This is a genomic window from Rhizobium sp. TH2 (assembly GCF_024707525.1).
Classification (GTDB): Bacteria; Pseudomonadota; Alphaproteobacteria; order Rhizobiales; family Rhizobiaceae; genus Rhizobium_E.
Genome location: NZ_CP062231.1, coordinates 4,306,309 through 4,331,757, shown reverse-complemented (window position 1 = coordinate 4,331,757; position 25,449 = coordinate 4,306,309). Strand labels below are relative to the sequence as shown.

Here is a 25,449-nt window from a genome sequence, read left to right as displayed (position 1 = left end):
CGGAGCTCAATCCGGCCGTTTCCTATGCAAGGGCGAAGACGCTCCCACAGGCCCTCTGGCAGTCCTTCTACAATCCTGGCATCGTCGAGTGTCGCTGGGATGCGTAAGAGCGCCGCTGTAAATCTAACGTAAGTAATATGTAATTCTTTTCTTGCCTGTTGAATGCGTGAAGCGTAACTTTCCGCCTCGTTAGCAATGGAGGGAGCCATGCGTAAGAATTATCCGGGTCACAACTACTCTGAAGAAATTAGAGGTACCAATAACAGCGACACCATTCACGGTCTCAAAGGCAATGACAAACTTATCGGCCGGGGTGGTGATGATGAGATCTACGGTGACGAAGGCAAGGACAAGCTTTACGGGGGCCTTGGACACGACAAGCTCATAGGTGGCGAGCAACGCGACCAGTTCTTGTTCAAGGAACTCGGCGACGAACACTCGGATAAAATAGGAGATTTCAAACATGGCTCGGACCGGATCGGCCTCGACATTACCGTTTTCGATGAACTCGGGATCGGAGTGGTATCAACGGACCACTTCATCCAAGGCTTAGCCGCCCAGGATGCGGACGACTTCCTGATTTTCGATGCAGAAACCAACAACTTATATTTCGACGCTGATGGCGATGGTAGCGGCGAACAGGTGCTCCTAGCTCATCTTAAGCTTAAGGGCGAAGAGAAAGTACTCACGGCCGACGACCTATTTGTCTTCGAGCCGGGTACAGGATCATAATCGCTACTGAGAGGGCGTTCGACTCACTCCGCATGGAACGAACCGAATGCCGGGTACTCTCCGACGGCTGATGAGGGTGCAAAAACGGTCGATGATTAGCGGGATCGGTTGAAAGCCAAGATGGCGTAAGGATTTATTGGGATCTGTCCAGCACCCTTTTGACGGCTCAGCCCCTGAGCTTGACAATTAATAGCTAAGTTCAAACGAACCGCACGTTCGCCAGTGTGCCGGTTCGTTTGCTTAGGTAGTGCAGTATTTGGGATGTGAAGAACGACCCCGGAGCGACCGGGCCGGTCCACGCGAAGCATCCTTCACGGACGTGTGCAAACACTCGTGCCTCAATCTTGTTCCCAGCATGGAGTGGACTTCATTCTTCTGACGCAAACTGGGGAGTGACATGGAGTTCATTGACAAACTCAGGCTCCTTCGCGACCAGCTTCGAGAAATGCGGCTGCAGCGTGTCGGCTGATCAGCGGGGAGACGAAGTTACTGCACGGCGAAGATCAGCCTGAGCAACTCGCGTCTTCCCGCTTCCGCATGGCCCAGGCTGTGTCGGAGGCAGCAAGCGGTGACGACGTAAAGAGGGAATTTCTCGTCTGCGGCAATGCTTGCGATTCACTGCGCATCACTCGCCCCAAGCTTTGTCGATGCCGTGTTGTAGAACCCTTAGTTGGACCGCAGATTTGTGGACTCCGGCTTTGAGTTGCAGGTTAGATATGAGCCGATCTGCCGCCTAAGACCATTCAGTTTTGAGGGCAGTGGCAGCGGTAAGCATCCAGCTTGTCGATTTTTAATGATATAGCGACTTTTGCCTGCTCAGGATCGGGGTCGATGGTCCGAAAATCTCATCACCCATCTAACTAGTCTAGTAACGGCCCCATTCGAACACGCGCGGCGACTGAGACAATGTGCCGACCAAAAATATGCTCAAAAACTATCACCTCTTAAAGCAATAGTTGCAAAGAATTCGCCCTTCCATCATAGTGGCTAAAACCAAGGGGAGGATCAGCCATGCCGAAGAATGGACCCAATCCAATCGACGTCCACGTTGGCGCACGTATTCGCGTACGGCGTATGATGCTGGGGCAGTCACAAGGAAAGCTGGCCCAGGGACTAGGCATCACGTTCCAACAGGTCCAGAAATATGAAAAAGGCACGAACCGTGTTGGGGCCAGCCGGCTGCAGCACATCGCGACGCTTCTCGGTGTCCCCGTCAGCTACTTTTTCGCTGGAGAAGACAGCTCGCTCCTGGCACAGCCCAATGGCAGTGCCAGTGAGGATGCCATCATCTCGTTTCTGTCCAGCCGCCAGGGCGTTGAACTCAATACGGCATTTCTCAAACTCGACAATACGAGGGTTCGCCAGCGCGTCGTCCAGCTCGTCGCGTTGATTGCCAAAAACGAGGACGGCATTTCGGGGGGCGAGGAGGGCTTGGCTCAAGTCTGATCGCAATCCCGATGCTGCGGCTACAAACCTTCGGAGAGTTGAGACTTTCGCAAGATGGGCGTGGGGACATGCCGCTTCCCGAGAAGGCCCTCCTTTTGCTGGCCTATATGCATTTGGAAGGCGTGAGCCGGTTAACCCGCAATCAAATCGCAGGCCTCCTGTGGAGTGAAAGTGATAAGTCTGCGGCGCAGGCCAGTTTGCGCAAGATGATTGAACGCATCCGGCGTTTGTCGGCCGACGGCTGGGACGTTCCTCTCACTTTTCAGTCCGATACTATATGCCTCGGCCCGGACAGGATGGATGCGGACGTCGATTTGATCGGTGGACCGTCCAAACTCCACGATTTGAAGTCGATGTCGGGCCTACTTAAACAGGCATTTCTTCAAGCGCCCGCGTCGATTGCATTTTCGGTCTGGCGAAACAAACAGATCGACACGTTGTTTCGCAGACTCAAGACGGCCTTGTTCGAAGTGTGGGCAACGAACTCCCGGTCACGCCACCTCAACGACATTGTCGAGATCGCCTATCTGCTTCTCGAGCACTATCCGGATGAGAGCAAGATCCGCGAAATCCTCGTCGAGGCACGTCGCGAAGGGCGAGGCGAGCCCACGCCAAGTCCCCCGGATCTCCGCGTTCGGTCTTCCATATCCACCGACGGTGGTGGGCTGCCAGCGCCACCCCCGACCAATTTGCCAAGGCTGGTGCTGCTGCCGCCCATCATCAATGGCTCGGCTTTATCGTCGCTTGCATCCGCTTTGATCGAAGACATCACCATGGGTCTTTGCTCGCTCCGCTCGGTCACGGTCGTGGCTCCTTACACGGCCGAGAAGATCCGAGCGATGCCCGATAAGGCGACCCATCTCGAGAAATTCGCGATTACCTACGTGATCGACACCGCGCTTTCCGATGAAGGCCTTTTCGTCCAGATGATCTTCTTGCCGACGGACAGCATCATCTGGGCCGAGCGGTTTCCGCTACCTTATGATCACGTGACACTGCGCAGGAGCATTGCGAATTCGATTGTCAGAGCGATCGTGGCCGAACTTCGGAAGATGGAAGCCGACGTCGCGGACGTTCGTTCCAACCCGGAGGTCTACCTCACCTACCTCAAGGCGAGCCGTCATCTCAAAGGCCTTTCGCTGCCGGAAATCCGTCGAGCACGTAGCGGGTTCAAGGACACCCTGAGACTGGATGGTTCCTTCGCGCCAGCCTATGCGGCATTGGCCAGAACCTATTCCATGGAATGGGTGCTGACGGCCCGCGGCGACAGGAACCTGCTTTCATCCGCGGAAGCGAGTGCCAGGCTCGCGATCAAGGGGAACCCAGAACTCTCTTCCGCCTATCGTGAGCTCGGCGTTGCCAAACTCTATCTCGGGGACGTCGATGAAAGCCTGGAGGCGCTCGATCGAGCAGAGGCGCTCAGCCCCCACTTCGCGGACGCAATCTATAGCTATGCGGACTCGCTGGTTCACGCATCGCGTCCATCAGAAGGGTTGAGCAAGATCGAGAAGGCAATTTCGCTCAACCCGATTGCCCCTGATGATTATTTCTGGAGCGCGGCGGGCGCCAGTTACTTCCTGGGGCACTTCCAGGAGGCGATCTCCTATATCGATCGCATGGCGACCCCCGGCTCAGCGCAACGTCTGCTGGCCGCCAGCTGGGCGATGCTGGGCAACAGTCGCAAGGCACGGTTTCACCGGCGCAAGGCGCATGAACTCAATCCACATTTCGACCTCGAACTGTGGTTGTCGGTCCTTCCCGTCAAGGAGCAATGGCAGAAGGATCTTTATCGTGAAGGCCTGTCGAAGGCAGGTTTTTGAAGAGCAAGAGGGGACAAGATGTCAAAGGTTGTTGTAATCGGATTTCCTGGAAGTGATGCGGTCTGGGTGGCGGATATTGATGCAGGCACTGTGCGGCCACTCAATCCCGCGCCGTCACCGCAACTCGACGCGATCACACAGATCAGAGCTGCCGGCGGCACGGTGGTCAAGGATGTCAATCTGGCGATTGCCGTAGAGGCATCTGATTCAGCTTTCTCGGGCTTGTTCGACACCTAAGTCAGTGTATTGCGCGGTTCTGCAGCCGACCGGCTCTTCCCATCAGGCGTGACATTTGAGAGGGTGCGCCCGCATCTCGCACGCTTTGGGATCACACGTGTCGCGCGTCATACCGGGCTCGACAAGGTTGGGATTCCCGTGTGGTGTGCCTATACGCCGAATGCCAAATCCATTGTCGTCGCCCAGGGAAAGGGCGTCACTGATGATGATGCCAGAACATCGGCGACGATGGAGGCGCTCGAGCGCGCCGTAGGATGCGATCCGCAGGTGCGCATTGTCGCAACGTCCATTGCTGCTTTGGAAGGGGAGGGGCGTCGTGCCGATCCGCTCCCTCAACTCATCGCGCGCGGGCAGGATTTGCTTTCGCCCCATGAAGTCATCGACTGGGTTGCCAGTTCCGACCTTTCGACAGGCGAGACGGTGTTCGTGCCCTATGAGGCCGTGACGCTCGATCGCACGCGACCAAACAATCGCTATTGGCAATCGTCGGATGGACTTGCTTCCGCCAACACGATCGAGGAGGCGGTCTACCACGGGCTTCTGGAGCGCATAGAAAGGGATGCCCATACGCTCTGGCAGCTCCTCAAGCTACCCAAGCAACAGGCGACGTGTATTGATCCTGCTTGCCTAGGGTCTTCAGACGTGACGCGCCTACAGCAGCAGCTGGCGGCGGCCGACCTGGAACTTCGCCTTTTCGACATAACCAGCGATGTCCAGGTGCCGACATTCACCGCACTTCTCGGCCCGGCGCACGAGATCAAGGCGAACACGGCGCGGTATGTCGAAGTGACCTATGGCTGCGGAACCCATCCCGCCCCGGAACAGGCGGCGGTCAGGGCATTGACCGAAGCCGCACAGTCACGTCTCACCTATATCAGCGGCGCGAGGGACGATGTCTTTCGGGAGGTTTTCGAGCGTCCTTTGCCGAAGCGTATCCGTGCCTTGTTTGATGCGAAGCCTCGCCAGATCGCTCGGCCCCACACAAGCGAGGTCTTGGACGCAACTGGCGTTTTGAACCGGCTTCGCGCTGTAGGCGTCCACGACGTATTTGCAGTCTCACTCAACGATCCAGATCTTCCCTTCGCCGTCGTCAAGGTCTTGATCCCCGGACTTGAGAACCCAGAGGGCGCTCGGCGTCAACGCTTCGGATCCCGAGCCATCGCCAAGGCGCTCTTTGCATGAAAGTCCTGTTCGTTGGCCCCAGCCTTCCAGATGCCGCCTCGATCGTGGATCCCGGCGTAATCGTTCGCCCTCCAGCAACACAAGGCGACGTCATGGCGGCCATTGACGACGGTGCGACCATTATCGGTCTCGTCGATGGCGGCTTCGAATATACCGCGCCCGTCTGGCACAAGGAGATTCTCTACGGTCTCTCAAGGGGCGTGAAAATCCTTGGCGCGGCAAGTATGGGGGCACTCCGCGCGGCGGAATGTCATACCTACGGCATGATCGGTATTGGTCGGATCTTTGAAGAATACCGTGACGGGACCGTGATCGACGACGCGGACGTCGCGCTTCTTCATGCCCCCGCGGAGATGAACTACCTTCCCCTCACGGTGCCGATGGTGAATGTCAAGGCCACGCTGCTCCAAGCTGGAAACGACACGGTCATCACGCCCAATGAGGGAGATAGCCTCGAGCGAAGTGCAACTGACATATTCTTCAAAGAGCGAACTTGGGTCAAGATTGTCCAGAATTGCCAGGACCTTGCTCCGCCTCGGAAACTTGAACTCGGCAGATTGCTTCCAATCGCGCAGATCGACCAGAAGCGTCGCGATGCGATTGCGCTGGTGGAATGCCTGAGATATCCAGATTCGGTCGCCGCACCGGCCGTGGCCTGGACGTTCCAGACAACACCTTTTTGGCGAGAGAAGTTTGGACTATTCCATGAGTAGTGTCACGGTCGTGTCACGCGCGTGCCAATCTGGTCTGCGTTAATCTGCAGTCCTCTGATTAAGGGGGCTAAGCAAATGGATGCAATTGTACAAAGTGCAGCGAGCTGGGAATCGGAACTGACCGCCATCGCGCGTCTCGTTATTTATGCTCAGACGGCAGCACGTGACCTGGGAGCCAAGGATGTCGAACATCACCTGGCGAGCACTCTCGATGCAATCGTTCGAGAACTGCAGGGCGCCTCCGATGACGCGGATTTACCAATGGTCACATCGACTCTTCCGGTGGTCGCGACCTGCCAGTAATGGCGAGGACGAATAGCCGAGAAGTGTCACGTTAGCGTGCCGATTGGGCGTGCGCGACCAGCAGTGTTTCGTCTCGCAGTCGAGATTGCCTGCGGCAGCCCCTACGCGGCTGTAGTGCACAGTTCGCTTCAAGGTGCTATCAAACTGATTTTCCGACCATGTCAGTGTCACTAGCACGCCGCTGTCGATTATATGCTGCGCGGCAATGAGAGTTTCCTTTTTCGCTTCGGCAGGCAGATCCGGCAGAACACGGACCTCCACCAACGGGAACGGGTCGATATTTTCATCACCAAGTGTCGCCAATGGCAATATGTACATCACCTGACGAACGGCAATCCTCCCACGGAGGATCTCCGATAAGTGGGCCCTCGCTTCTATGGCGATAGTACTTGCCTCTGTGAATGTCGCGGTTCCTACCCACACAGCCCCTACGGAAAGAGGACCCGCTTGCAGAATTGGAATGAAGGCCCATCACGCTACCTCTCTGAGGGCATCATAGATTGACTCCACCACTACTTTAGAAGACGCTACTATTTCTATCTATACTTATGTTTCTTCAGTTGCCCGCCTTGTCAGGCCAGTGGGAGGCATGGGAATGGCTAAGATTAAGGCAATAACAAAGATAATGATCTTTTTGGAATGTCTTCGAATAACATCATTATTGGCTTCGGCGGTGATGACTTCATCTTCGGCGCGGCCGGAAACGACAAGATCAACGCCGGCGCCGGCGAGGACGAGGTCAACGGCGGCAAGAGGAATGACGACATCACGGGTGGCGCGGGCGTCAATCATTTGACTGGTGGGAAAGGCAACGACATTCTAATCGGTGGTGAAGGCCGCGACGTGATCACCGGCTGCGACGGCGAAGACATTTTCCGGTATCTACCGGGCCAGCTGAAGCAAAGTGGCTCACAGAACAACGAAGTAGTCACCGATTTTCAACAAATCGCGGGTGTTGGCGGCGATAAGATCCAGATTCCCGCCGGAACCTCGGTCACTTTCAACGAGGCGATCAAATTGAGCGGCGGCACGGTGGATGGTTGGTTTTTTCAGTATAGTGGCGGAGGTATTTTCGGCTGGATGGTGCTCGCTGGCTTCAGACGGCGCGCGACTGGGAGTTTGGTTAGTCCACCCCCACTGCTGCGAAGCCATTAGACCACCTCGTGACGCAACCCACGGACACCAGTTGCTTCGTTGCAAGTCACGCGCGTCCCGCTAGAGCGGTAAGGCGCGTATTCCTTTAATCTTCGACCCAACGTTCGTTCGAAAGTGCCACGATCACTTCGTTTTTATCCTTCACCCGGGACCCGGGTAACGCGAGCCGAAGGAGGACGTCATGACAGAGAATGGCAGCCACACCGGAAAATGCTTCTGCGGCTCAGTTGAGATCGAGGTGAGCGGCGACCCGGCCGCCATGGGCTTTTGTCATTGCAGTTCATGTCGGACGTGGTCGGCGGGACCCGTGAATGCCTTCACGCTTTGGCCGCCCGAGAAGGTCCGGATCGTCAAGGGCGCGGACAATCTCGTCGATTATCAGAAGACCGCCAACAGCGTGCGCAAATCGTGCAAAATCTGCGGTGGACATCTTATGACCGACCATCCGCTCTGGAGTGTCACCGACGTTTATGCAGCAATTGTTCCAACACTGCCGTTCGAACCCGCGCTCCATGTAAACTATCAGGAGACTGTGCTGCCGATGAAGGACGGATTACCCAAATATCGGGACGTTCCCACGGCTTTGGGCGGGACGGGAGAATTGATCGTGGAGTGATTCAGGCCAGCCGGTGTTGAGGGGGCGGTACACCTCCGAAGCTTGGTTCGACGGCATCAACATTTCTTCCGCCAGTCCATCAATCTGTCAACACGCTTTCCGGGTGATAGCTCGGCTTCTTGTCCATAGCCTCATTGCAGGTTGGGCTGCATGCCGGAAGGCTTGGCCGTCGTGGGGATCAGAGTATCGGATATCGACGAGATCAAGGTCAGGATTCGCAAGTTTGCAGGCTCTGATTTCGACGAAGACACCGTTCCTTTGACCGCTCTGTCGTGAAGCATTTTCCTGTTGTTCGTTCGTCCGTGCCTCGCCGGCGGGGTGAACGTGTCGCCTTGACAGGTGGTTTCAGTACTGGCAAAGCGGCCTCGTCTATTCAGGGGCTCTAATGTTTGAAATCAATATCGACGGTCGTCATAGGAATGCACATCGGGGAACAGGCTTGGATATCTTGGTCGGGACGGCTGAAGATGACGAGTTCATTTTCAACTCTGCTGCTATGCCAACGTCGCAGAACAAATCCGCAGCCAGGCCGAATCCAGATCTCGTGGAACACCCGGGGAAGATCGGTATCGGTACCTGGGACCTCGACGGGCTAGGCACAGCGTTATCCGATCTCAGGCAGTTCGATTTCAGCTGGTACACAAACTGGGGTCACCATCGTCTCTGGTCGGCCGGTGGGGCTGGCAGGAATGATGAGCGTTTCGTACCGATGATCTGGGGCAGGGATGAAATCGCGACTGCCAACTTCGAGCGGCTTGCCAGCGCCCCGTCCGGCTATCTGCTTGGATTCAACGAGCCAGACAATGCGGGTCAGTCCAATCTCAGCGTCGGAGAGGCGCTTAAGCTTTGGCCAAAGCTGATGGACAAGAACCTGGAGCTCGGCTCCCCGGCTTGCACGCAGACAGAGACGCTCGGTGACGATTCATGGCTTGGCAGGTTCATGGATAAGGCGGACCGCAAAGATTATCAGGTAGATTTTGTCGCTGTGCATTACTATTCCGACGACGGCAGCGTTGCGGATTTCAAGGCATTTCTGAAGGACGTGAGGCAGGAATATCACAAGCCTGTATGGGTGACTGAATGGGCTCTCGTCGATTGGGCGGATCGGGACCGGTTCACGGCCGACGAAGCAGCCGATTTCGCTGCCGAAGCGATCCAGATGATGGATGATCTGAAGTTCGTGAAGCGTCATGCCTGGTTCGGTGCCTATGAGGCCGCCGACGGCTGGAACTTCAACATTAACACCGAACTCATCGATGCCGCGGGCAACCTGACAGCCGTGGGTCACGTATTTCAGGAACTGACGATGTAAATCAGCCCTCCACATGCACGTCATGTCGCAGGTTCCCATCCGCTATCATCTTGAAATCCTGGGCGCCGGCTTCCCCATACTTGGCAATGCGAGTGTCCGTTTCTGACCTTTCATTTTTACGAAATGTCAGAAAGCGCGGGCAAAGAGCTGAGGCATGGAATGGCAATCTGATAGTGCAGATGCGACATGGGCTTCGATTCGAGAGCAGTCGCGCGACCCACGCCGGGCTGATTGGGACGCCCGAAGAGTGGTTTTGTTCATGGAATTGACCCAGGTCAATTATAAGTGAATCTTAATAAGACTTAAGTTAGAATTACTTGACGGAGTTTTTCCGAAAAAGTATGATGGAATCTAGGTGAGAATCAACACCACATAGCGGTGTCTACCCCTGCCGCGAATTCAGGCCGGCTCTCGCGTCGGCCTTTTGCTTTGGGCGGCCGTCGTCTACGACGCGACCGAAAACGTGTTGCTGTTAGCTGGCTCAAGCATCCGCTGAGGATACTGTGCAAGGTATAAGCAATAATCGTCACACGCGTCGGCGAGAGACAGCGCCGCCTCGCTCTCGCGCCAGCCGGCCTGGACCATCTGGACCATCAGTTGCCGCACCAGCAAAGTTGCTGCCTTACGCCTTTCCGCGTCCCTTCGTCGGTCAGACGGAGCGTATTCAGGACCGCACAATTCGATTGTAGCGCGCATGATAAAACCCCTAGCTTGTATACAGTCCCTCTAATATAAACCCCCAAAATTTAAGGGGTGTCCAGTAAAGTTTCGTTGCGAATGTAACAGGCGACCAAGCCGGCGGGCGAGCTACGGCGCGGATAATCACCCATCGGTGACATGCAAAGAAAAGCCGGCCACGAGGCCGGCTAGTGAGGGCGGGTCGGGAGAAAACCCGCAGGCGAACTTGTCGCTTTAACGCGGATGGGTGGGCGGTGGTTCCAAGGGACCGACCGGTTGGGCGATGTCCAGGTGCATAAGCAGGCGGCGTGATCGTTATGCGAGCACATACGCTTGCGATTACCCGGCAGAGTAGCGCTCCTTTGCCGGGGTCGCGCACGCGAGAAGCAGATCGGCCTCGTTGGTGTAGCCCCGTCGATATTGACGCATTATCAGATCTGACAAATCCTGCCGCGTGTCCTCGGTGTCGTAAAACCAGTCAGAGGATACCAGGGTTTCATAGACCCGCTTGATCGCCAGAAATTGCACTGGATCTGCGCTCGTTCCGGTGGGAATTGCCTGCATTTATGGCCTCCAGTGCATCATGTCGTCGAGATGACCGACTTTGGCGCCATATACTCGGAGTTGCGTGAATATTACATGAATGGAGGGCGCGCGTCGGGGCCAACCGCAAAAGGACACTTGGTACGTTTTTGACTGAGCGATGGTGACCGGGAACTGCAATGAGACAATGGCGTTTCAGGCGGTCGTGTCTAGCGTATTCGCGACAAGGCCGCGCCCAACTCGATGCCCATCGAAGAGGGCGCGGTCCCGTTTGACGATCCGCCATTAGAAAAAAGAGCCGGCCAACGGGGGCCGGCAAAGTTTTGGCAGGACGGGCTGATAATGCGGATCCCGGAAGGTTGTTCCAAGCCGCGGTGGGTGGTTGCTGATCTCGCGCCTCGGTTCGCAATCGTACTCCGGAACGTTAAACATCGCCTTGCGTTCTTGAGCTTTTCGGAGGCTGAAATGACGGAAGGTGAAAGAAACCATCGGTCATCGGGCCCAACGGAAGAGCGCCGCGAACGCATGGAAGAAATCACGGATGCTGCGATGGAAATTTTGCGGCAAGAGGCCGAAGCCCGCGACGAGAAGACCAGGCGATTGCGCGCGCTTCGTCAGGAGCGCGAAAAGGAAACCGAACATAAGTAGCGCTGTGGCGCGTTGCTCTTTCCGCGACACCCCACGCGCCACACTCTTCTCATGCCGCCCGGGTTCTCCAGGGAGATTAAACTGCTCCGGCCTCCTGGCGGGGCGTTTTCGCGCTGTTACTGATCCTTCTGGGTCTTCATGCGACCCAGTAATCCTCGACCGCTTTCGCTGCATCGGCTGCCGTCGGGCTGTATCCGGCATTAGGCATGATCGGCGTGCCGCGAAATTGCGGAGGGGGACTGCCAGACCAGCGCCAATGATCAGTCTTCAGGCTCTCTCGCTCAAGTCCAATTCTGCCGGCGTTGATGTCGTCATCGAACGCGCAATAGTCTTCGAACGGTTTGCCGTCGATGTCGGTTTCATCAGGGCACGTTCGGCGCCAGCGGTATTTTCTCTGCCAGTCTTGAGTCATTGCATCCGACCCAATCGATGTTGCTCCTTCAAGCCGGACTGATTGCCAAGACGAAAAACCCCATGGCGATCATCGCCAAGATGCACATCACCAAGATGTGTGCTTCGTTCGGACCCATGGATCTCAATCCGCGCTGTTCCGCCGGTCTCGAAAGAACCTCTCCCGGCCAATAGGCGGCAAATCAAACTTGCCGGAATGAGGTGCCTGGCTTGCGCCACGTCCGGGACTCGCGGGACGAGCCTATAGTCGCGGACAGTCCCTCCCGGCCGCAAAGCCGACATCTGCCGCACGATTAATTATCTACGCCATGAGTATATTCGAGAACCGTCGCCTGGCTGATTTGTCCACGACTGCTTTGCGCCCTCATATCGGTCATAGTCCCGCCAAGCGGGGTCTCGAAAGCGGACAATGCAGTGGACGTTCGAGGCGGCATGTGTGCGCCAATAACGGTCATTGGCGCAGTACTCCCCAGCAACACCCTCGAATTCGCATCCGACAGGCTTCCGCGGTACTTGTCCCGGATCTTCAGTGCAAGGACCAAAGGACCGACGTGCCGGCGAGCGCGCTCTTCAGACGCTCGTTGGCTTCCACGCCGTCCAGGTCCGCCGAATATTCCGGTTTCAGGCGGTCGAGGAAATACATCGTCATTTTGCCCCGGTTTTTAACCTCGAGGGCACCCCGCGCCGTGCAATCGAAATACGGCTTCACCTGTTGATACGTGCTTTCGGAAATGTTGACGTGGTCGGCTTCGTCGGTGCTCTCCATTCGCGATGCAATATTCACCGCGTCGCCCCAGACATCGTAGGTGAACTTCTTCTTTCCCACGACGCCGGACATCACGCTGCCGCTGTGCAGGCCGACGCGCAGGTGCCAGGGTCGCTCGCCGATCGCAGTCCAGCGCTGGTTCGAGCGCATCACAAAGTGCTTGATTTCGAGAGCCGCAAGGCAGCTACGGACAGCATGGTCCTTTTGGCCCAGCATCAGACCGCCAGCGCACATATAGGAGTCGCCGATGGTCTTGAGTTTTTCCAGCCCATGCCGCGCGACAATGCTGTCGAATTCCGAGAAGTACATATCGAGGTCATCGACCACCTCCCGCGGGGAGAGTTCAGCCGCGGATCGGGTGAAGTCGACGAAGTCGGTGAACAAGATCGTCGCGGAGGGATGGTGGCGAGGTTCGACCGAGCCCTTCTCGGTCAATTCCGCAGCTATGTTGCGGGGCAGGATGTTGAGGAGCAGGTCGTCGGAGCGTTGCTTCTCGGCGGCCAGGTTCTGCTGTGAGCGCATAAGCTCGGCGATCTTCAGACGCAGTTCGAGCTGGGCGGTGGTCTGGCGCGCGATGCGCCGGATGCATTCGGATGTCTCGAAGGTGAGCTCGCGCGGCGTGACATCCATGAGGCAGAGCGTTCCCAGCGCCCGGCCACCAGAATCGATCAGCGGCATGCCAGCGTAAAAGCGGATGAAGGGTTCGGTTGCGATGAAGGGCATTTCCCTGAAACGCTCGTCGGCGATCGTGTTGGGAACGACCAGCAAGTCGCTGCAGCAGACGCCGGCGCGGGGGACCTCCTCGATATCCGGAGGAACGCCGTGACGGGATTTCAGCCAGATCTTGGTGTCGCCGACGATGTTGACCATCGCAATCGGTACATTGGCGATCACCGCGGCGAGATCGGTAAGGTCGTCGAAGCCGGGTTCGGGGGCCGTGCCGTATACGTGGTAGGCCTGCACCGCGGCCAAGCGCTCGACTTCGTTTTCGGGTACGGGAAAGTCCATGCCGGCGCTCCTCCCATCGCACGAAGGCCAAAATGCCGCGACCGCTCGGGACGGTTCTGCTCCGGCCCCTCCAGATTTGAGACCTGATGTTTTTGCGGGCCTTGCCTGCTCAACCGTTCCGACCGCTCCTCCGCAGTCGGCTACCACCTGAAACATACTCCAACTTCCCCGCTTGAGCAACGGAACGGCGAGCTGCATCCGCCAACCGTCGAGCTACGCCTGCAATCGAAACAGCGGTCGTCGGTGTCCGCTTTGCGCCCTCATTTTGGTCGTTGACGGCACGCCCCGGTAGCCCAATAGCAGACATGCTGGCGTTATTCACGGCAAGGCGGCTTCGCGCCCTCATTCCCGTCGTTCGAACTGCCAGGCCATCTCCTGTAACCTGCCGTTCGCCTAACTCACACGGATGCCGAGAACGGGGAGCTCCGCAAAAGCGTTCCAACAGACTGCAGGACCGTTTAAGAGTGACGCGGTGACGTTCGGGCTAACCGCATCCGATTTTGCCAGGACCTAGGACGAGATCGCCTATCAAGGAAACCAAGTTGCACTGCTGGCGTTTCGTGGGGTTATAGGTAATGCTGACAAAGTGCATTGGTCGTGCGCTGCCGGCTCATATTCGGAGGAGGACAAGGATGAATTTTCGAAAGCAGATATTCGGCTTTGCTGCGCTGATGGCGTTGCTCGTACCGACCTCGGCAAGCTGGGCCGCTGGTTTCCCCGAGCGCACCATCAAAATGGTCGTGCCCTTCGCGGCAGGCGGCTCGACGGATCTGGTCGCCCGGCTCGTGGCCGACAAGATGTCGAACCTTCTTGGCCAGCAAATCATCGTGGAGAATGTCGGGGGTGCCGGCGGCAATATCGGCGCTGCGCAAGTCGTGCGGGCAGAGCCTGACGGTTACACCATTCTCATGGGGACCGTCGCGACACATGCCCTCAACCCGCTGATTCTGAAAACCAAGCCCTATGATCCTGAAAAGGATTTCGCGCCTGTATCGCTGCTTGTCATCGTGCCGAATGTGCTGGTAGTGAACCCTCAGTTCCCCGCCAAGGACATCAATGAGCTGATCGCACTGCTTAAGAAGAATCCTGATAAATACGTCTATGCGTCCTCGGGCAACGGAACGCCGCTCCATCTCTCCGGCGAGCTGTTCAAGACGATGACAGGCTTGACCATGGAGCACGTTCCCTACAAGGGGTCGGGACCTGCGCTCACCGATTTGCTCGGCAATCAGGTCCCCATGATGTTCGATAATCTTCCGTCGTCATCAGGGCATATCAAGAGCGGAAGCCTGAGAGCTCTGGGCGTAACGACAAAGGAGCGTGTCGCATCCTTCCCGGATGTTCCCGCCATTGCGGAGACCGTTCCTGGTTATGAAACCTACAGCTGGAACGCCCTCTTCGCACCGGCAGGTACGCCGCCGGAGGTTATTTCGACTCTTCAGCAGGCCGCCGCGAAAGCGCTGCAGGACCCTGAGGTCGTCGATCGCATGGGTGAGTTTAGTGCGACGATCGTCGGCTCGACGCCGGAACAGTTGTCGGAGCATGTCAAGGCCGAGCTCGCCAAATGGGCTCCGATCGTCAAGAGCAGCGGCATCCAGCTCGACTGAGGCATCAAGCCGCTGACATGCCGGCGTAGTCCGTGATCCTGTCAAGAACGTCGCGAAAAGCGCCCGGGCAAGGCATGATTGTTGGCGGTTAGTGGCTTGTTGCGATTGTTACATATCGAATGTGTGCAATCGGGGGCGGTAGAGAAGGATCGCCCCAGTCTGCGTTGGAACTTTTCTACATCAGACCCTGTCTGGTTTCGCGCATCCGTGCGGCTCCGCTTGATGTGCGTCCTCTTATCCTTCAAAGCAGATATAGCGGAGGAACGACAGCTTTCTGTCGCACGCTCCACAATACCGGACTTTCCTTAGTCGGCCCCTTGAATCTGGAACTTGCACGTTTTTCCAACGGCCAATGGTGGCCAAAGGAGAACTCAAATGGGTATCGCACAGTATGATCCTACTGCATTGGGTCGCCGGGCATGGAACTCCGGCCGGAAGGTCGGCTAAAGAAGCCCCTGAAGCAGCGGCAGATTTGGGCAATTCGCTTCTTCCTCGATAGAGAGGGGCGCATGCGAGACCGGGGGTTGTTCGATCTCGCGATCGACGGCAAGCTACGAGGCTGCGATCTGGTTAAGATTAAGATCGAAACCCTCGTCACAAGCCAGGAAGTCCGAACCCGCGCCTTAGTGATCCAGCAAAAAACCGGACATCCTGTCCAGTTCGAGATCACGGCTGACGTCAGGGCAAGTTTGCTTGTGTGGCTCGAACGAAGAGGCGGAACAATTGATGACTACCCCTTCCCCAACCGGGTCGATCATGCCGATCATCTCAGCACTCGCCAATATGCCCGATTGGTCGATGAGTGGGTGACTGCGATTGGGCTACGTCGTGAAGACTACGGCACGCACTCAGACGCACAAAGGCAGCGATGATTTACAAGCGACTGGCAACCTTCGTGCGATTCAGATCCTGCTCGGACATACCAAGATTGAGAACACGGTTAGGCATTTGGGCGTGGACATCGAGGATGCGCTTGAACTCGCGGAGCAAACGGAGATTTGAAAATGCGGCCCCGCCTCGAGCGGGGTCGTGCGTATCAGCTAGAGCGGCTGTGCGCCCCCATGTCGGTCGTTGAGGTGAGCTTTGCTGTTGCCCGATAACAGACGTCGCCGGCGATCGCCCTTGACATCATAGATGCGCCAGCCGGGTGCCGTCGTTTGGTCGGCGAACGTCCCCGATTTGCTTCTAATCCGGATTGCTGGCCGAAAGCGGGTTATCTCTGTTAACGACGTCTTAACAATAATGGACAAAGATTGAGATTCTGGTCGTCTTTCGCCCGTACTGCCGTCACATGTCTGGACGCAAACTGTGCGCATCAAAAATCAGATCATCGTTTCCGTGCTCGGCGCCACGGCCCTGATCGGGTTGGTTGGCGCGGCCGCCGTCTTGACGCAACAGCGCCTAGCCGAGGCGCACGCAGTGACAGAGGCGACCAACGTCTCCCGGCAATTCGCGCAAACGATCGCCTTCAGGCCGTCCGACGGCCAGAGTTCGCTGTTCGACCGACCCGAGGCGCTGCGCGAATTCGTGAAGCATCATCAGCAGAGTTCCAACCGAGATTTCATCGTCGTCGACCGCAAGAAGATCATTCTGGCCGACAGTTCGGACGAAGAGCGGGTCGTTGGCCAGCCGTTCGAGGAGGACGCAGGCAACGAGGTCGCCCTGACGATGGAGGACGGCGCTCCGCGCCATTTCCTCGAAGATAATCACCATGCCGAAACACAGCATGAGCTGATGGTCGTCCCCGTGGAATATCCAACTGGCACGGTTGTCGGCGCAGTGGCGCTCGAATACGCGCCCGTGCTGGCGGCGGTGCAGAAGAGCGCGAGCGCGATGCAGTGGATCGTAGGCCCGTTCGCTGCGGCGGCCATGTTGGCCGCGGTCGGTCTGCTATCTATACTCCTGCGCCATTTCAATTCCGGGCTATCTAGCCTCACCGCGGGAATGAAGTCGCTGGCCGAGGGCCAGGCCGGCACGCGCATCACGAACGCTTCCGACGATGAGTTCGGCGAACTGGCGAAGGGCTTCAACGCCATGGCGGCGGAGCTCGAAACATCACGCGGCGAGCTGCTGGTGCAGAAATCTTACGTCGAGGACATTGTTCAGGCCGCGGCGGAGGGCATCGTCGTCATGGATGGCGACGGAAGGGTCGTTTCGGCCAATCCGGCGGCGGCGGCGATGCTCGGTCTGCGGGCCGACCGGATCGCGGGCCAGGACTGGCGTTCCGTGATCACGATGGAGCAACCCGAGAATGGCGGCCCAGTTCGCGCCGCGTCCCTGGTCGAACTGGCGCTGACGACCGGGCGCCAGCATCAGGCCGAAGTGCGCCTGCTGCGGCCAGACCGCACCGCGATGCCCACCATTGCGAGCTGCGGCCCGCTGAGCAGCAGCGAGGGAGGCGTCGTGCTGACCTTGAGCGACATCAGTGAGCTACGCCGCGCCGAAAGGGTGGTCAGCGAGCGGGCCAATGAGCTGGCAAAACGTCAACCGCGAACTACAGGAGAAATCCGAAACGACCTCCCGCCTTGTCAAGCTGGGAGAGCTTCTGCAGGCTTGCGTCACCTTCCCCGAGGCGTTCTCGGTGGTCGGATCGGCGATGGCTGACTTCGTCGGCGGTCTCAGCGGCACCGTCCACCTGACGAGCGCATCGCGCAACCTGGTCGACGAGGTGGCGCAATGGGGCACGGTCCGTTCGAGCGTCGCGCAGTTCGCGCCGGAGGATTGCTGGGCGCTGCGGCGTGGGCAGGAGCATATCTCCGGGCCGGAGATCCTCTCCCCGCGCTGCGCTCACATCACGGAAAACGGCAATTACGGCTATGTCTGCATGCCGCTCGCCGCGCAGGGCGAAACGCTGGGCATCCTGCACCTGTGCGAGCCCAACGCAGCCGAGAAACCCCGGTGGCTTGACGAGCGGCGGCAGATCCTGCGCGGCATCGTCGACACGCTCGCTCTGGAGCTGGCAAACCTTCGCCTGCGCGAGACGCTTCGGCAGCAGTCGATCCGCGACCCCAACACCGGGCTCTTCAATCGCCGCTACCTCGAGGAAACGAGCAGCCGCGAACTCAGGCGCATGGAGCGGTCCCATCTGCCGCTGGTCATGATCATGCTCGACGTCGATCACTTCAAGCAGTTCAACGATACGTTCGGCCACGAAGCGGGCGATCTGGTACTCAAGCAAGTGGCGGCGACGATGCTCGACAACGCCAGGGAAGCCGACATCGTGTCGCGTTATGGCGGCGAAGAGTTTGCCGTAGTTATGCCCGGAGCCTCCCTGCAGGAGGGAATCGAACGCGCGGAGGCTCTGCGCGTTGCGGTAAAGCAGCTTCACGTGACGCATCGGGGCCGCACACTTGGTACCATTACCATGTCGCTTGGCGTAGCTGCTTATCCCGAACACGGGGCGAGCTGGTCCGAGCTCGCCAATGCGGCCGACCATGCCCTTTACAAGGCCAAGGAAGAGGGACGCGACCGTGCAGTAGCGTCGGGCGGCGAGGCCCAGACCGAACGCACGCCCATTCATGTGGTGCCAAGGTGAGCATGATCGTCCGCTTGGAATCCGTTAGTCGCCCGCGTCTTAGCCAATCCGTTCTGAATGGCAGTTACAGGCTGCCGGATGCTGTGGTGACAGTCTGTAGGCAGCTACGTCCGCGTTGGGTCAGTTCACGTCGATCACGCAGCCTGCCTGAAGGTCCGCTTCTGACATTCCTACCCCTCGAAGCCGCAAGTCCCCGCTAGGTTCCAAATTGGACAGTCATTCCTGCCAAGCCTATGGCGGGTTCGGGCGCTATTGAGACTAATAGGTTTGTAGCGACAGGGTCGTTGGTCAGAATCCCTTCAACGCGGCCAAGTCTTCTTTGTAGATAAAATCGGGATCAAAAGTTCAGCCGCGCGATCATCGGGCAGTGATCCGATATGCCAGGACCTGGTCTTTCCCGTTCGGAGTGCCTGCTCTGTTGCCGCCGTAGCTCCCTATGCTCAGATGCTCGACCGGGCCGTTGCTGTTGATGCCTGGTCCGACGAGGATGTGATCGAGCCCCACCGGATTGCGGCATCCGAGATAGGTGTCGGAAGAGAGCAATTGCGTTTCGGGCGTGGTCAGGTCGCGGATCTCTCCCTGGGTGCAGAGCGCCTGCCCGGCATCGCTGAGTTGGCAGTGCTCACCGAGAATCTGGAGGTTGGCAGCCGCCGGCTGACCGTCGGCGATTTCTTCTATCAGAGACCGGGACAGCACGCCCGCCGATCGCGGCGTTGAGGTCCCGCTGGCGTCGGTCCTGGCCGGTCGCTGGTCGCGCAGTTCATGCCAGAAATTACGATTGAAATCGCCGAGGAGAACGATCTTGGCTCCGTCGGCCGCCGCACTCTCGATCCAGCTTTCGAGCGGATCGACCTGCTGCTGCAGAATCGTGCAGTCCTTGGCCGTTCCCTCCAGGTTTCCGCCGTCGAAGGGCGACACGCACCTCGACTTGAGGTGGACATCCATGATGCGAAGCAGTTTGCCATCAATCTTAAGTGTGAGCGCAAGGCTCGGGCGCGGCCGCTTGTCATCGGGGTTGGCGGGCAGGCTGCATCCTCAATCGCGCAGGACACCTTGTCGCCCAACGTCTTCTTCCAGACGATGACCAGGCGCTGCACCTTGTAGCCCGTGACGGGGCAGAAATCGTAGTCGAGGCCGCCATTCGGGAGCACTTCCCTGACAGATTGTTCGCCGCTGACCTCCTGGAAGGCAATGATGTCGGCGGGTATGGACCGGGAGATGAAGCTCGCGATCTGCACCTGCCGCTTGCGGTAAGCTTCGAGATTGACGCGAACGGCGCCCCCGGCGAAGTAGACGCTGCAGACCGGATAGCGGCTAACGTCCCAACCCTCGATCTTGAAGGCGTCGATGTCCCATCCCGGCTTGAAGCCCGCCTCCTGGGACGGCTTGAATTTGCCGGTCGCGGAATCTTCAACATAGTTCTTCGAACATTCGTCGATCCAATGCTGCGCGGTCTCGAGGTCCATGTGCCAGCCGAGGTTCCAGGTGGCGATGGTAATCTGGCTCGCCAACGCCTCGGCGAATCCGAACAGCACAAAAAGGCATGCTGCCAGATATCTGACCATGGACGTCTCCCTCGCCTCAAAGTTGATCATAGGGAGTGAATTACAATCTTCTTATCTACGCAAGTGTTCTTCGAGCGCACGCGCGTCGATTTTCGAACCTAAGTGTGATAATGGAACTGGTAGCAGCTACCACCGAAGGTGCGCTATGATAGCATGCCAGATTGCGAATTTTTTTCCAGAGTTTGTGCGGGACCATTCGATGAACAACCAACTGATTTTGAAGATAAAAAGGTGGTGCCCTTCGCTCGACGTCTTTCGGTTTAGAGTCTTAGGTCGCGAACCCGAACCTAACTCGCGATCCAGATCCCAAAAGTTGGCGCCGGCGCTGTGATTTCGAACAAAACTTTTGCCAAGAATCGCTAGAATTCAGAACTTTTTTGGTTTCGATGCCTCGATCCGGGCTTTCCTACACGGGCACGCGGCCCGAGTATACTATACTCGGGGACGTCGGGACTTATCCCAGTCGGCGTATGCACATACATAGGAGTTCCAACCAACTGAGGAAAATTTATGAATACCGTAAGGTACGATTACAAAGACATTCATTTCACCGATATCGGCAATACACGGCATGTCGTGGTGCGGGACATTGCCCGCGTTTTCGACACGTCAGCAGACCAGCGACAGCCCTCTCACAGGGTGTTCGCCGCATTTTCAAAACCTTCTACCCTAAGGGTTCGAGGTTATTTCGCTCGCGATTGTAGAGAAGCTTATGCCAGTCCCTGATGAGCTCATGACACTGCTAACTAACGCACCGCCTCCAAATTCGGAGAGTTCAATTGATTTCCTCACTGTCGAGTACGGGCGACTTCTTTTCGAATTTCATTTAACTGCTCAAGACCTAATTCGGGACTTGTCAGGAGTTCTGACTAAGTTCGGCCCGGAGATGTCATCGGACGTTCTCATGACGCTGAACAATACCGTTGGCTATCTCGAAGAACTGGAACTAATGCTAGATATGAGAACCTATGACGCGTAAAGGTTGCTGCTGCTCTTGCCTTGCGTAAGCGATCGCTGCCTAACAGCGGGGATTAGTTGGGACCGGCATGATCTCGAAAAAGCTATGGGAGACCTTAGGCGCAAGTGACTTATTCCCGGACATCACCTGCGGTGGAATCGACGACCCACCGCAGGCACATCGGGCCTTTTGAATGAGCGCGCAGTTGCCGACGCCCGACGCCGTATGCGTGTCGGGCGCAAGGTCACCTCCATCTTCGGAAACCCATTCCACCGTCGAACTTTTCGACCTGAAGACGCCATTACTTAGGGACAAATACGTGATCCGTTTTTCCACCACCCATTATGTCGTCCCGTGCCAAAGAGCGCTCGGCGGCTTTGACTGTAATTGAAAACGAGGCACATGGCCCCCGCGTGATCACATGCGTCCCTGACTTCGGTCCGACAGGCCGAACAGAGTCAAGGAAACTGCGGCGTAGAGGCGGAATAGAATTCGTTCCGATCTCTGGGGTATCCACATTACACCCGACCAGCTGATCGCTCCGTAGGGTCGATCTCCACATTCGGGAAACGCAGATGGATTGGTCATTCCCGGCAGTCGGCTTCATTGGTATCACAGACCGAGGAAGGGATCGCTTCTGTGCTCCGCTTTGCGGCGTCGTGCAGTTTCCCCGCGGGGGAAGCTAGTTTCGCCGAATCGGAGGGAGGGCAGCATTTTGCTGACGAACTAAGCCAGGATGACCGGCGCGTCATGGACTGACCCGAAGTTTGACGAGAGACGGAGCACCCGAACCCGATCGAGATTTTCAGGACTTGGTCAAGGTGCAGGGTCGCTGGCCTGATTTCCAATCGGGATCGCGGTACCGGATAGGTCCCGCGGCCTCAGTGGCGTGCTGTGGCGCCTCGGCCAGCCGGACGCCCTATCATCATCCTGCCCCCTCTAAGCGACTCCTGCCCCACCTGCAGAGTCAAACAACCGCAATAGAACCGAACCCGATCTGCCGTCAGCACAACGAGGGGAGGGTCAGGCATGGATGATCTCTATAGCTGGGTGGGGTGGATTGATCCCGAATTCGACGCGGGCCATGTGTGAGTTCTCAGAAGAGGAAACAGAGCTTGAAGATCTTGATTAGGTCCTAGTTCGTGGTTTTTGTTCGACCAGTGTGGTAGCTACTAGCCGAGGTGAGTAATGTATATTCAGAAACGCTGAATCCTTAGTTAGTCATCTCATTATATATTCTTTTCTTTCTTTCTTTCTTTCACTAAATTCAGAGGAGAGTAGAAGAAGAGAATATAGTATACCTAGCTGGGATAGAAGGATAAGAACCACCCCCATTTTCGGATGCCTCCGAAACCCTGTGTGGCCCTGAGCGGCCCTCTGAGCGCGCTGGCCGTCCCCGACGCCCCATCTATCATCCGATACCCTCCGAACGACTCCAGACCCCCCTCCAGACTCAACCAGCCCTAAACGAACCCGATCCGCGAACCGCGATCTGCCGCCGACAAATGGAAATGACCATTACGAGGCGATGCCAGAAATGGAACAGATCATGGCTCGGAATGACAGATCCCGATTTCGATGAAAGACCATGGTGGCAGTTCTCGGATGAGGGACTAGGAGTGGAGATCGTGGATCAGGTTCGCGGACCTTGTTCGCCAGTGTGGGCAGGCAGTGACGAACGGCCAGTAATGTATACTGGTTTCTCATGATATCTCTGATGTAACATCTATATATTATTCTTTCTATTTTTTTGATTAAGTTAGTAAAAGACAGAATAAAAAGAGTATAGGATACTTATCTGACTAGAGAGGTAGGAACCATCCCTGTTTTCGGACGCCTCCGAAACCCTGTATGGCCCTGAGCGGCCCTCTGAGCGCGTTGGCTGCCCCGACGCCCCCATCTATCATCCCATACCCTCCTCGGGCCTCCTGCCCACCCTCACGAGTCAACCACCACTAAACGAACCCGGACCGCGAACTGCGATCTGCCGCCGGCACTTGGAGATGACCATCAGACGAGGCGATGCCAGAAATGGAACAGATCAAGGCTCGGAATGACAGATCCCGATTTCGATGAAAGACCATGGTGGGCTTTTCGGACTTGGATGAGGAACCAGGTTTGGATATCGAGGACCTTATTCGGGTTCGCGGTTCTGGTTCGGCCAGCGTGGCAGCTCCCGGAGCAGATCAGTAATGTATACTGGTTTCTCATGATGTTTGACATGTAACATATATATATTCTTTTTCTTCTTATTTTGATAAAGTTAGTAAGAGACAGAATAAAAAGAGAATACTATACTTATTTCTTTCTAGAGAGGCGATTGCCCCTGTTTCGGGGGCACACCGAAATCCTTGTGCGGCCCTACAGCGGACCACCGAGCGGCGCCAGTGCTGGCGTGGTGCATCTATCATTATAGATCACAAATCGAGCCTAGCCCGCGAACCGCGAACCGCGAACCTAGAAACCACCATCATCCTGAAATCGAACCTGATCCGCGACCCACGGACAACGGAGACGTGTTTATACACATAATCACTACTGTCCTTATCGGGCCCGGGGCTCGCGGAATCTATTATCGCATCGACTTCGAGGGCGAGACCCTCTTATTGCTCCGGTTCTATGTGTCCCCCAAGGGCGAAACGACGAAATGGCGATTGGGGGACGCGCCACGATGAAGCTGAGGACTGCGACCGGAACAGGCTCCAACGTTATCCGATCTTGCTGCCTTCCCGGATTCGAATGCCGGAATCTTGGGCGCTGAGAAACTCAATTCCTCGCTCTTCATAAATTCTCTTAATGGCGTTCACTGTTGTTGGGTTGGGGCCGCGAACACCTACATCGTCCTGCTCCACTCGATTCACCGTATTAGGTGCAACCGCTGCAAGTTGAGCAACCTGCTTTGTTGACAATCTGAGAATTGCACGCGCGGCACGGGCTTGGGCAGGTGTCATAACGAAATTCCATATCTATTTTGCGTATTCATATTGATTTTGCGTCAGAGCCACTTATTTAAGCTATGTCGATGAGCGATTCAATAACGCGCTCATCACTTAGCACCAACTTGAATCGCTCATAGGGAACTTTAAATTAATGCTTATCAATACGAACAAAATTATCGGCAGCACCACGGCGGGTTTCATTCGAAAGCTCCTACGCAAAATAAATGTTTCTATCGATGCTGCTGGGACGGCTCACATTGCCGGTTGGACAAATATGGTCAGGGCCAAGGATCTCCTGACTGAACTGGTGTCACTAGGTTACCTTGATGCCGATAACGAACGATATTCGGTGTCCGACCACGGGAAAGCCTTTCTCGCGGCAAAATTTGCGGACCAGCTCACCCGAAAGGCTGCAGAGCAGCTCCTCGATCGCGTTCACTACACTGTATATACACTCAACAATATGTCGCAAATGACTCACTACGTTCATCGGCTGGCGATTTATGGAGGCATTCTTGGCACGGACCAGGATATTAGTCGACTTGGCATCGTCATTGATCTGCAACAGCGTCTCGAACGGACGCCTGTGAGCCGGCGCGCGAAAAAGATTCAGTACGGACCGGAAGCTATTTTCCGCACTCTTCGACGCCTCGACAAGCGCCTTGATGTTATTGAGATGGCATCGCCCGCCGCAGGGAATGTACAATATGAAGAGGTCCACACAACTGAGATTATGCGTCCTGAGGACTTATCAAAACCGACTTCTGAAACCACTTGATGCATAATCGACCTACGGTCAGCCCCATCCTTCAGTGCTGGTGGGCAATTGAGATCTGGGTATCGAGATAGGATCGATTTCTCAATACCAGAGATCGACCCGTGGCGTTGTCGTGCTTCGGCGCGCTCTTGAAACCACACAGGCGGCAACGCCACCCGCCAGTGCGGGTGGTATGCATTCTACCAAATACGACTCGATCTTAATGCGTCCGGAAAGAAATTCGCGGACTGTTGCTCAGCATAAACTTCCGCTCTGCTGCCTTTTACGCATCTACTTCTTGCCGAGTATATATTACTCGCGTATTTTTGCAGTCGAAGAACTCGACCCATGGACCTATGTAGACTCATCGAAACGAGAGATGAGTGTCGCTATGATGGATGTGTTTTCCGCAGAAACACTGGCGGAGAGATGGGGATGTTCGTCACGCCAAGTTAGAAATATCTGTAATATGGGTGAAATTCGCTATTTCCGAGTCGGAAAGATGCTGAGGATCAGCC

Annotated in this window: 22 protein-coding genes and 2 pseudogenes; 19 read left to right on the top strand and 5 right to left on the bottom strand. The window is 56.6% G+C overall.

Annotated features, from left to right (window positions below; translation table 11 throughout):
- Nucleotides 1-207: 207 nt before the first annotated feature.
- The 11 genes from IHQ71_RS21445 (at nt 208) to IHQ71_RS21390 (ending at nt 9,516) form a co-directional block, all read left to right on the top strand.
- Complete coding sequence (locus IHQ71_RS21445; RefSeq protein WP_258158453.1) at nt 208-732, top strand: hypothetical protein; 525 nt, start codon at nt 208-210, stop codon at nt 730-732.
- 1,011 nt (nt 733-1,743) lie between these two features.
- The gene (locus IHQ71_RS21440; RefSeq protein ID WP_258158452.1) at nt 1,744-2,178 is read left to right on the top strand and encodes a helix-turn-helix domain-containing protein; all 435 of its coding nucleotides are present in this window, start codon (nt 1,744-1,746) and stop codon (nt 2,176-2,178) included.
- Nucleotides 2,179-2,246: 68 nt separating this feature from the next.
- A complete protein-coding gene (locus IHQ71_RS21435; RefSeq protein WP_258158451.1) occupies nt 2,247-3,998 on the top strand; it encodes a hypothetical protein in 1,752 nt (583 codons plus the stop codon).
- A gap of 18 nt (nt 3,999-4,016) precedes the next feature.
- Nucleotides 4,017-4,235 (top strand): hypothetical protein, encoded by a 219-nt coding sequence (locus IHQ71_RS21430; RefSeq protein WP_258158450.1) that lies wholly within the window; start codon nt 4,017-4,019, stop codon nt 4,233-4,235.
- A 63-nt stretch (nt 4,236-4,298) separates the two neighbouring features.
- Nucleotides 4,299-5,417, top strand: coding sequence for a YcaO-like family protein (locus IHQ71_RS21425; RefSeq protein WP_258158449.1), 1,119 nt, complete (start codon nt 4,299-4,301; stop codon nt 5,415-5,417).
- Entirely contained in the window at nt 5,414-6,130 is a 717-nt protein-coding gene (locus IHQ71_RS21420) for a TfuA-like protein (protein WP_258158448.1), read from the top strand. The genes IHQ71_RS21425 and IHQ71_RS21420 overlap by 4 nt, the downstream gene beginning before the upstream one ends.
- A 75-nt stretch (nt 6,131-6,205) precedes the next feature.
- Nucleotides 6,206-6,433, top strand: a complete 228-nt coding sequence (locus IHQ71_RS21415; protein ID WP_258158447.1) for a hypothetical protein — start codon at nt 6,206-6,208, stop codon at nt 6,431-6,433.
- A gap of 639 nt (nt 6,434-7,072) precedes the next feature.
- Nucleotides 7,073-7,588 carry a M10 family metallopeptidase C-terminal domain-containing protein gene (locus IHQ71_RS21405; protein WP_374989897.1) on the top strand — a complete coding sequence of 172 codons (516 nt, stop codon included), beginning with the start codon at nt 7,073-7,075 and terminating at the stop codon, nt 7,586-7,588.
- Between the two features lie 181 nt (nt 7,589-7,769).
- Nucleotides 7,770-8,204, top strand: coding sequence for a GFA family protein (locus IHQ71_RS21400; RefSeq protein WP_258158446.1), 435 nt, complete (start codon nt 7,770-7,772; stop codon nt 8,202-8,204).
- A 150-nt stretch (nt 8,205-8,354) separates the two neighbouring features.
- Nucleotides 8,355-8,480, top strand: coding sequence for a hypothetical protein (locus tag IHQ71_RS21395; protein WP_258158445.1), 126 nt, complete (start codon nt 8,355-8,357; stop codon nt 8,478-8,480).
- Between the two features lie 109 nt (nt 8,481-8,589).
- A complete protein-coding gene (locus IHQ71_RS21390; protein ID WP_258158444.1) occupies nt 8,590-9,516 on the top strand; it encodes a glycoside hydrolase family protein in 927 nt (308 codons plus the stop codon).
- Nucleotides 9,517-10,533: 1,017 nt separating this feature from the next.
- Here the strand turns inward: IHQ71_RS21390 and IHQ71_RS21385 are convergent.
- A complete protein-coding gene (locus IHQ71_RS21385) occupies nt 10,534-10,758 on the bottom strand; it encodes a hypothetical protein (RefSeq protein WP_258158443.1) in 225 nt (74 codons plus the stop codon).
- 222 nt (nt 10,759-10,980) lie between these two features.
- Between IHQ71_RS21385 and IHQ71_RS21380 the strand changes: the two genes are divergently transcribed.
- Complete coding sequence (locus tag IHQ71_RS21380; RefSeq protein ID WP_258158442.1) at nt 10,981-11,385, top strand: hypothetical protein; 405 nt, start codon at nt 10,981-10,983, stop codon at nt 11,383-11,385.
- Nucleotides 11,386-11,521: 136 nt separating this feature from the next.
- Here the strand turns inward: IHQ71_RS21380 and IHQ71_RS21375 are convergent, their stop codons facing one another.
- Together IHQ71_RS21375 and IHQ71_RS21370 are read right to left on the bottom strand one after the other, a co-directional pair.
- Nucleotides 11,522-11,797, bottom strand: a complete 276-nt coding sequence (locus tag IHQ71_RS21375; protein ID WP_258158441.1) for a hypothetical protein — start codon at nt 11,795-11,797, stop codon at nt 11,522-11,524.
- Nucleotides 11,798-12,322: 525 nt separating this feature from the next.
- Complete coding sequence (locus tag IHQ71_RS21370; protein WP_258158440.1) at nt 12,323-13,768, bottom strand: adenylate/guanylate cyclase domain-containing protein; 1,446 nt, start codon at nt 13,766-13,768, stop codon at nt 12,323-12,325.
- A gap of 434 nt (nt 13,769-14,202) precedes the next feature.
- Between IHQ71_RS21370 and IHQ71_RS21365 the strand changes: the two genes are divergently transcribed.
- From IHQ71_RS21365 to IHQ71_RS21350, 4 genes and pseudogenes are all read left to right on the top strand, one after another.
- Nucleotides 14,203-15,177, top strand: coding sequence for a Bug family tripartite tricarboxylate transporter substrate binding protein (locus IHQ71_RS21365; protein WP_374989896.1), 975 nt, complete (start codon nt 14,203-14,205; stop codon nt 15,175-15,177).
- Nucleotides 15,178-15,552: 375 nt separating this feature from the next.
- Nucleotides 15,553-16,179, top strand: a pseudogene (locus IHQ71_RS21360) (tyrosine-type recombinase/integrase).
- Between the two features lie 306 nt (nt 16,180-16,485).
- Nucleotides 16,486-17,781 (top strand): PAS domain-containing protein, encoded by a 1,296-nt coding sequence (locus IHQ71_RS21355; protein WP_258158439.1) that lies wholly within the window; start codon nt 16,486-16,488, stop codon nt 17,779-17,781.
- Nucleotides 17,774-18,712: a sensor domain-containing diguanylate cyclase gene (locus IHQ71_RS21350; RefSeq protein ID WP_258158438.1), complete on the top strand. Its 939-nt coding sequence runs from the start codon at nt 17,774-17,776 to the stop codon at nt 18,710-18,712. The genes IHQ71_RS21355 and IHQ71_RS21350 overlap by 8 nt, the downstream gene beginning before the upstream one ends.
- Before the next feature lie 357 nt (nt 18,713-19,069).
- Here the strand turns inward: IHQ71_RS21350 and IHQ71_RS21345 are convergent, their stop codons facing one another.
- Nucleotides 19,070-19,657, bottom strand: coding sequence for a hypothetical protein (locus IHQ71_RS21345; protein ID WP_258158437.1), 588 nt, complete (start codon nt 19,655-19,657; stop codon nt 19,070-19,072).
- Nucleotides 19,658-19,875: 218 nt separating this feature from the next.
- On the opposite strand from IHQ71_RS21345, the gene IHQ71_RS21340 reads away from it, so the two are divergent.
- On the top strand, nt 19,876-20,316 hold the full coding sequence (locus IHQ71_RS21340; RefSeq protein ID WP_258158436.1) for a hypothetical protein: 441 nt from the start codon (nt 19,876-19,878) through the stop codon (nt 20,314-20,316).
- A gap of 3,627 nt (nt 20,317-23,943) precedes the next feature.
- Here IHQ71_RS21340 and IHQ71_RS21335 read toward each other — a convergent pair.
- Nucleotides 23,944-24,186 (bottom strand): XRE family transcriptional regulator, encoded by a 243-nt coding sequence (locus tag IHQ71_RS21335; RefSeq protein WP_258158435.1) that lies wholly within the window; start codon nt 24,184-24,186, stop codon nt 23,944-23,946.
- A gap of 139 nt (nt 24,187-24,325) precedes the next feature.
- On the opposite strand from IHQ71_RS21335, the gene IHQ71_RS21330 reads away from it, so the two are divergent.
- Nucleotides 24,326-24,952, top strand: coding sequence for a hypothetical protein (locus tag IHQ71_RS21330; protein ID WP_258158434.1), 627 nt, complete (start codon nt 24,326-24,328; stop codon nt 24,950-24,952).
- Between the two features lie 172 nt (nt 24,953-25,124).
- Nucleotides 25,125-25,409, top strand: a pseudogene (locus IHQ71_RS32070) (hypothetical protein); the annotation flags it as partial.
- Nucleotides 25,410-25,449: the final 40 nt, after the last annotated feature.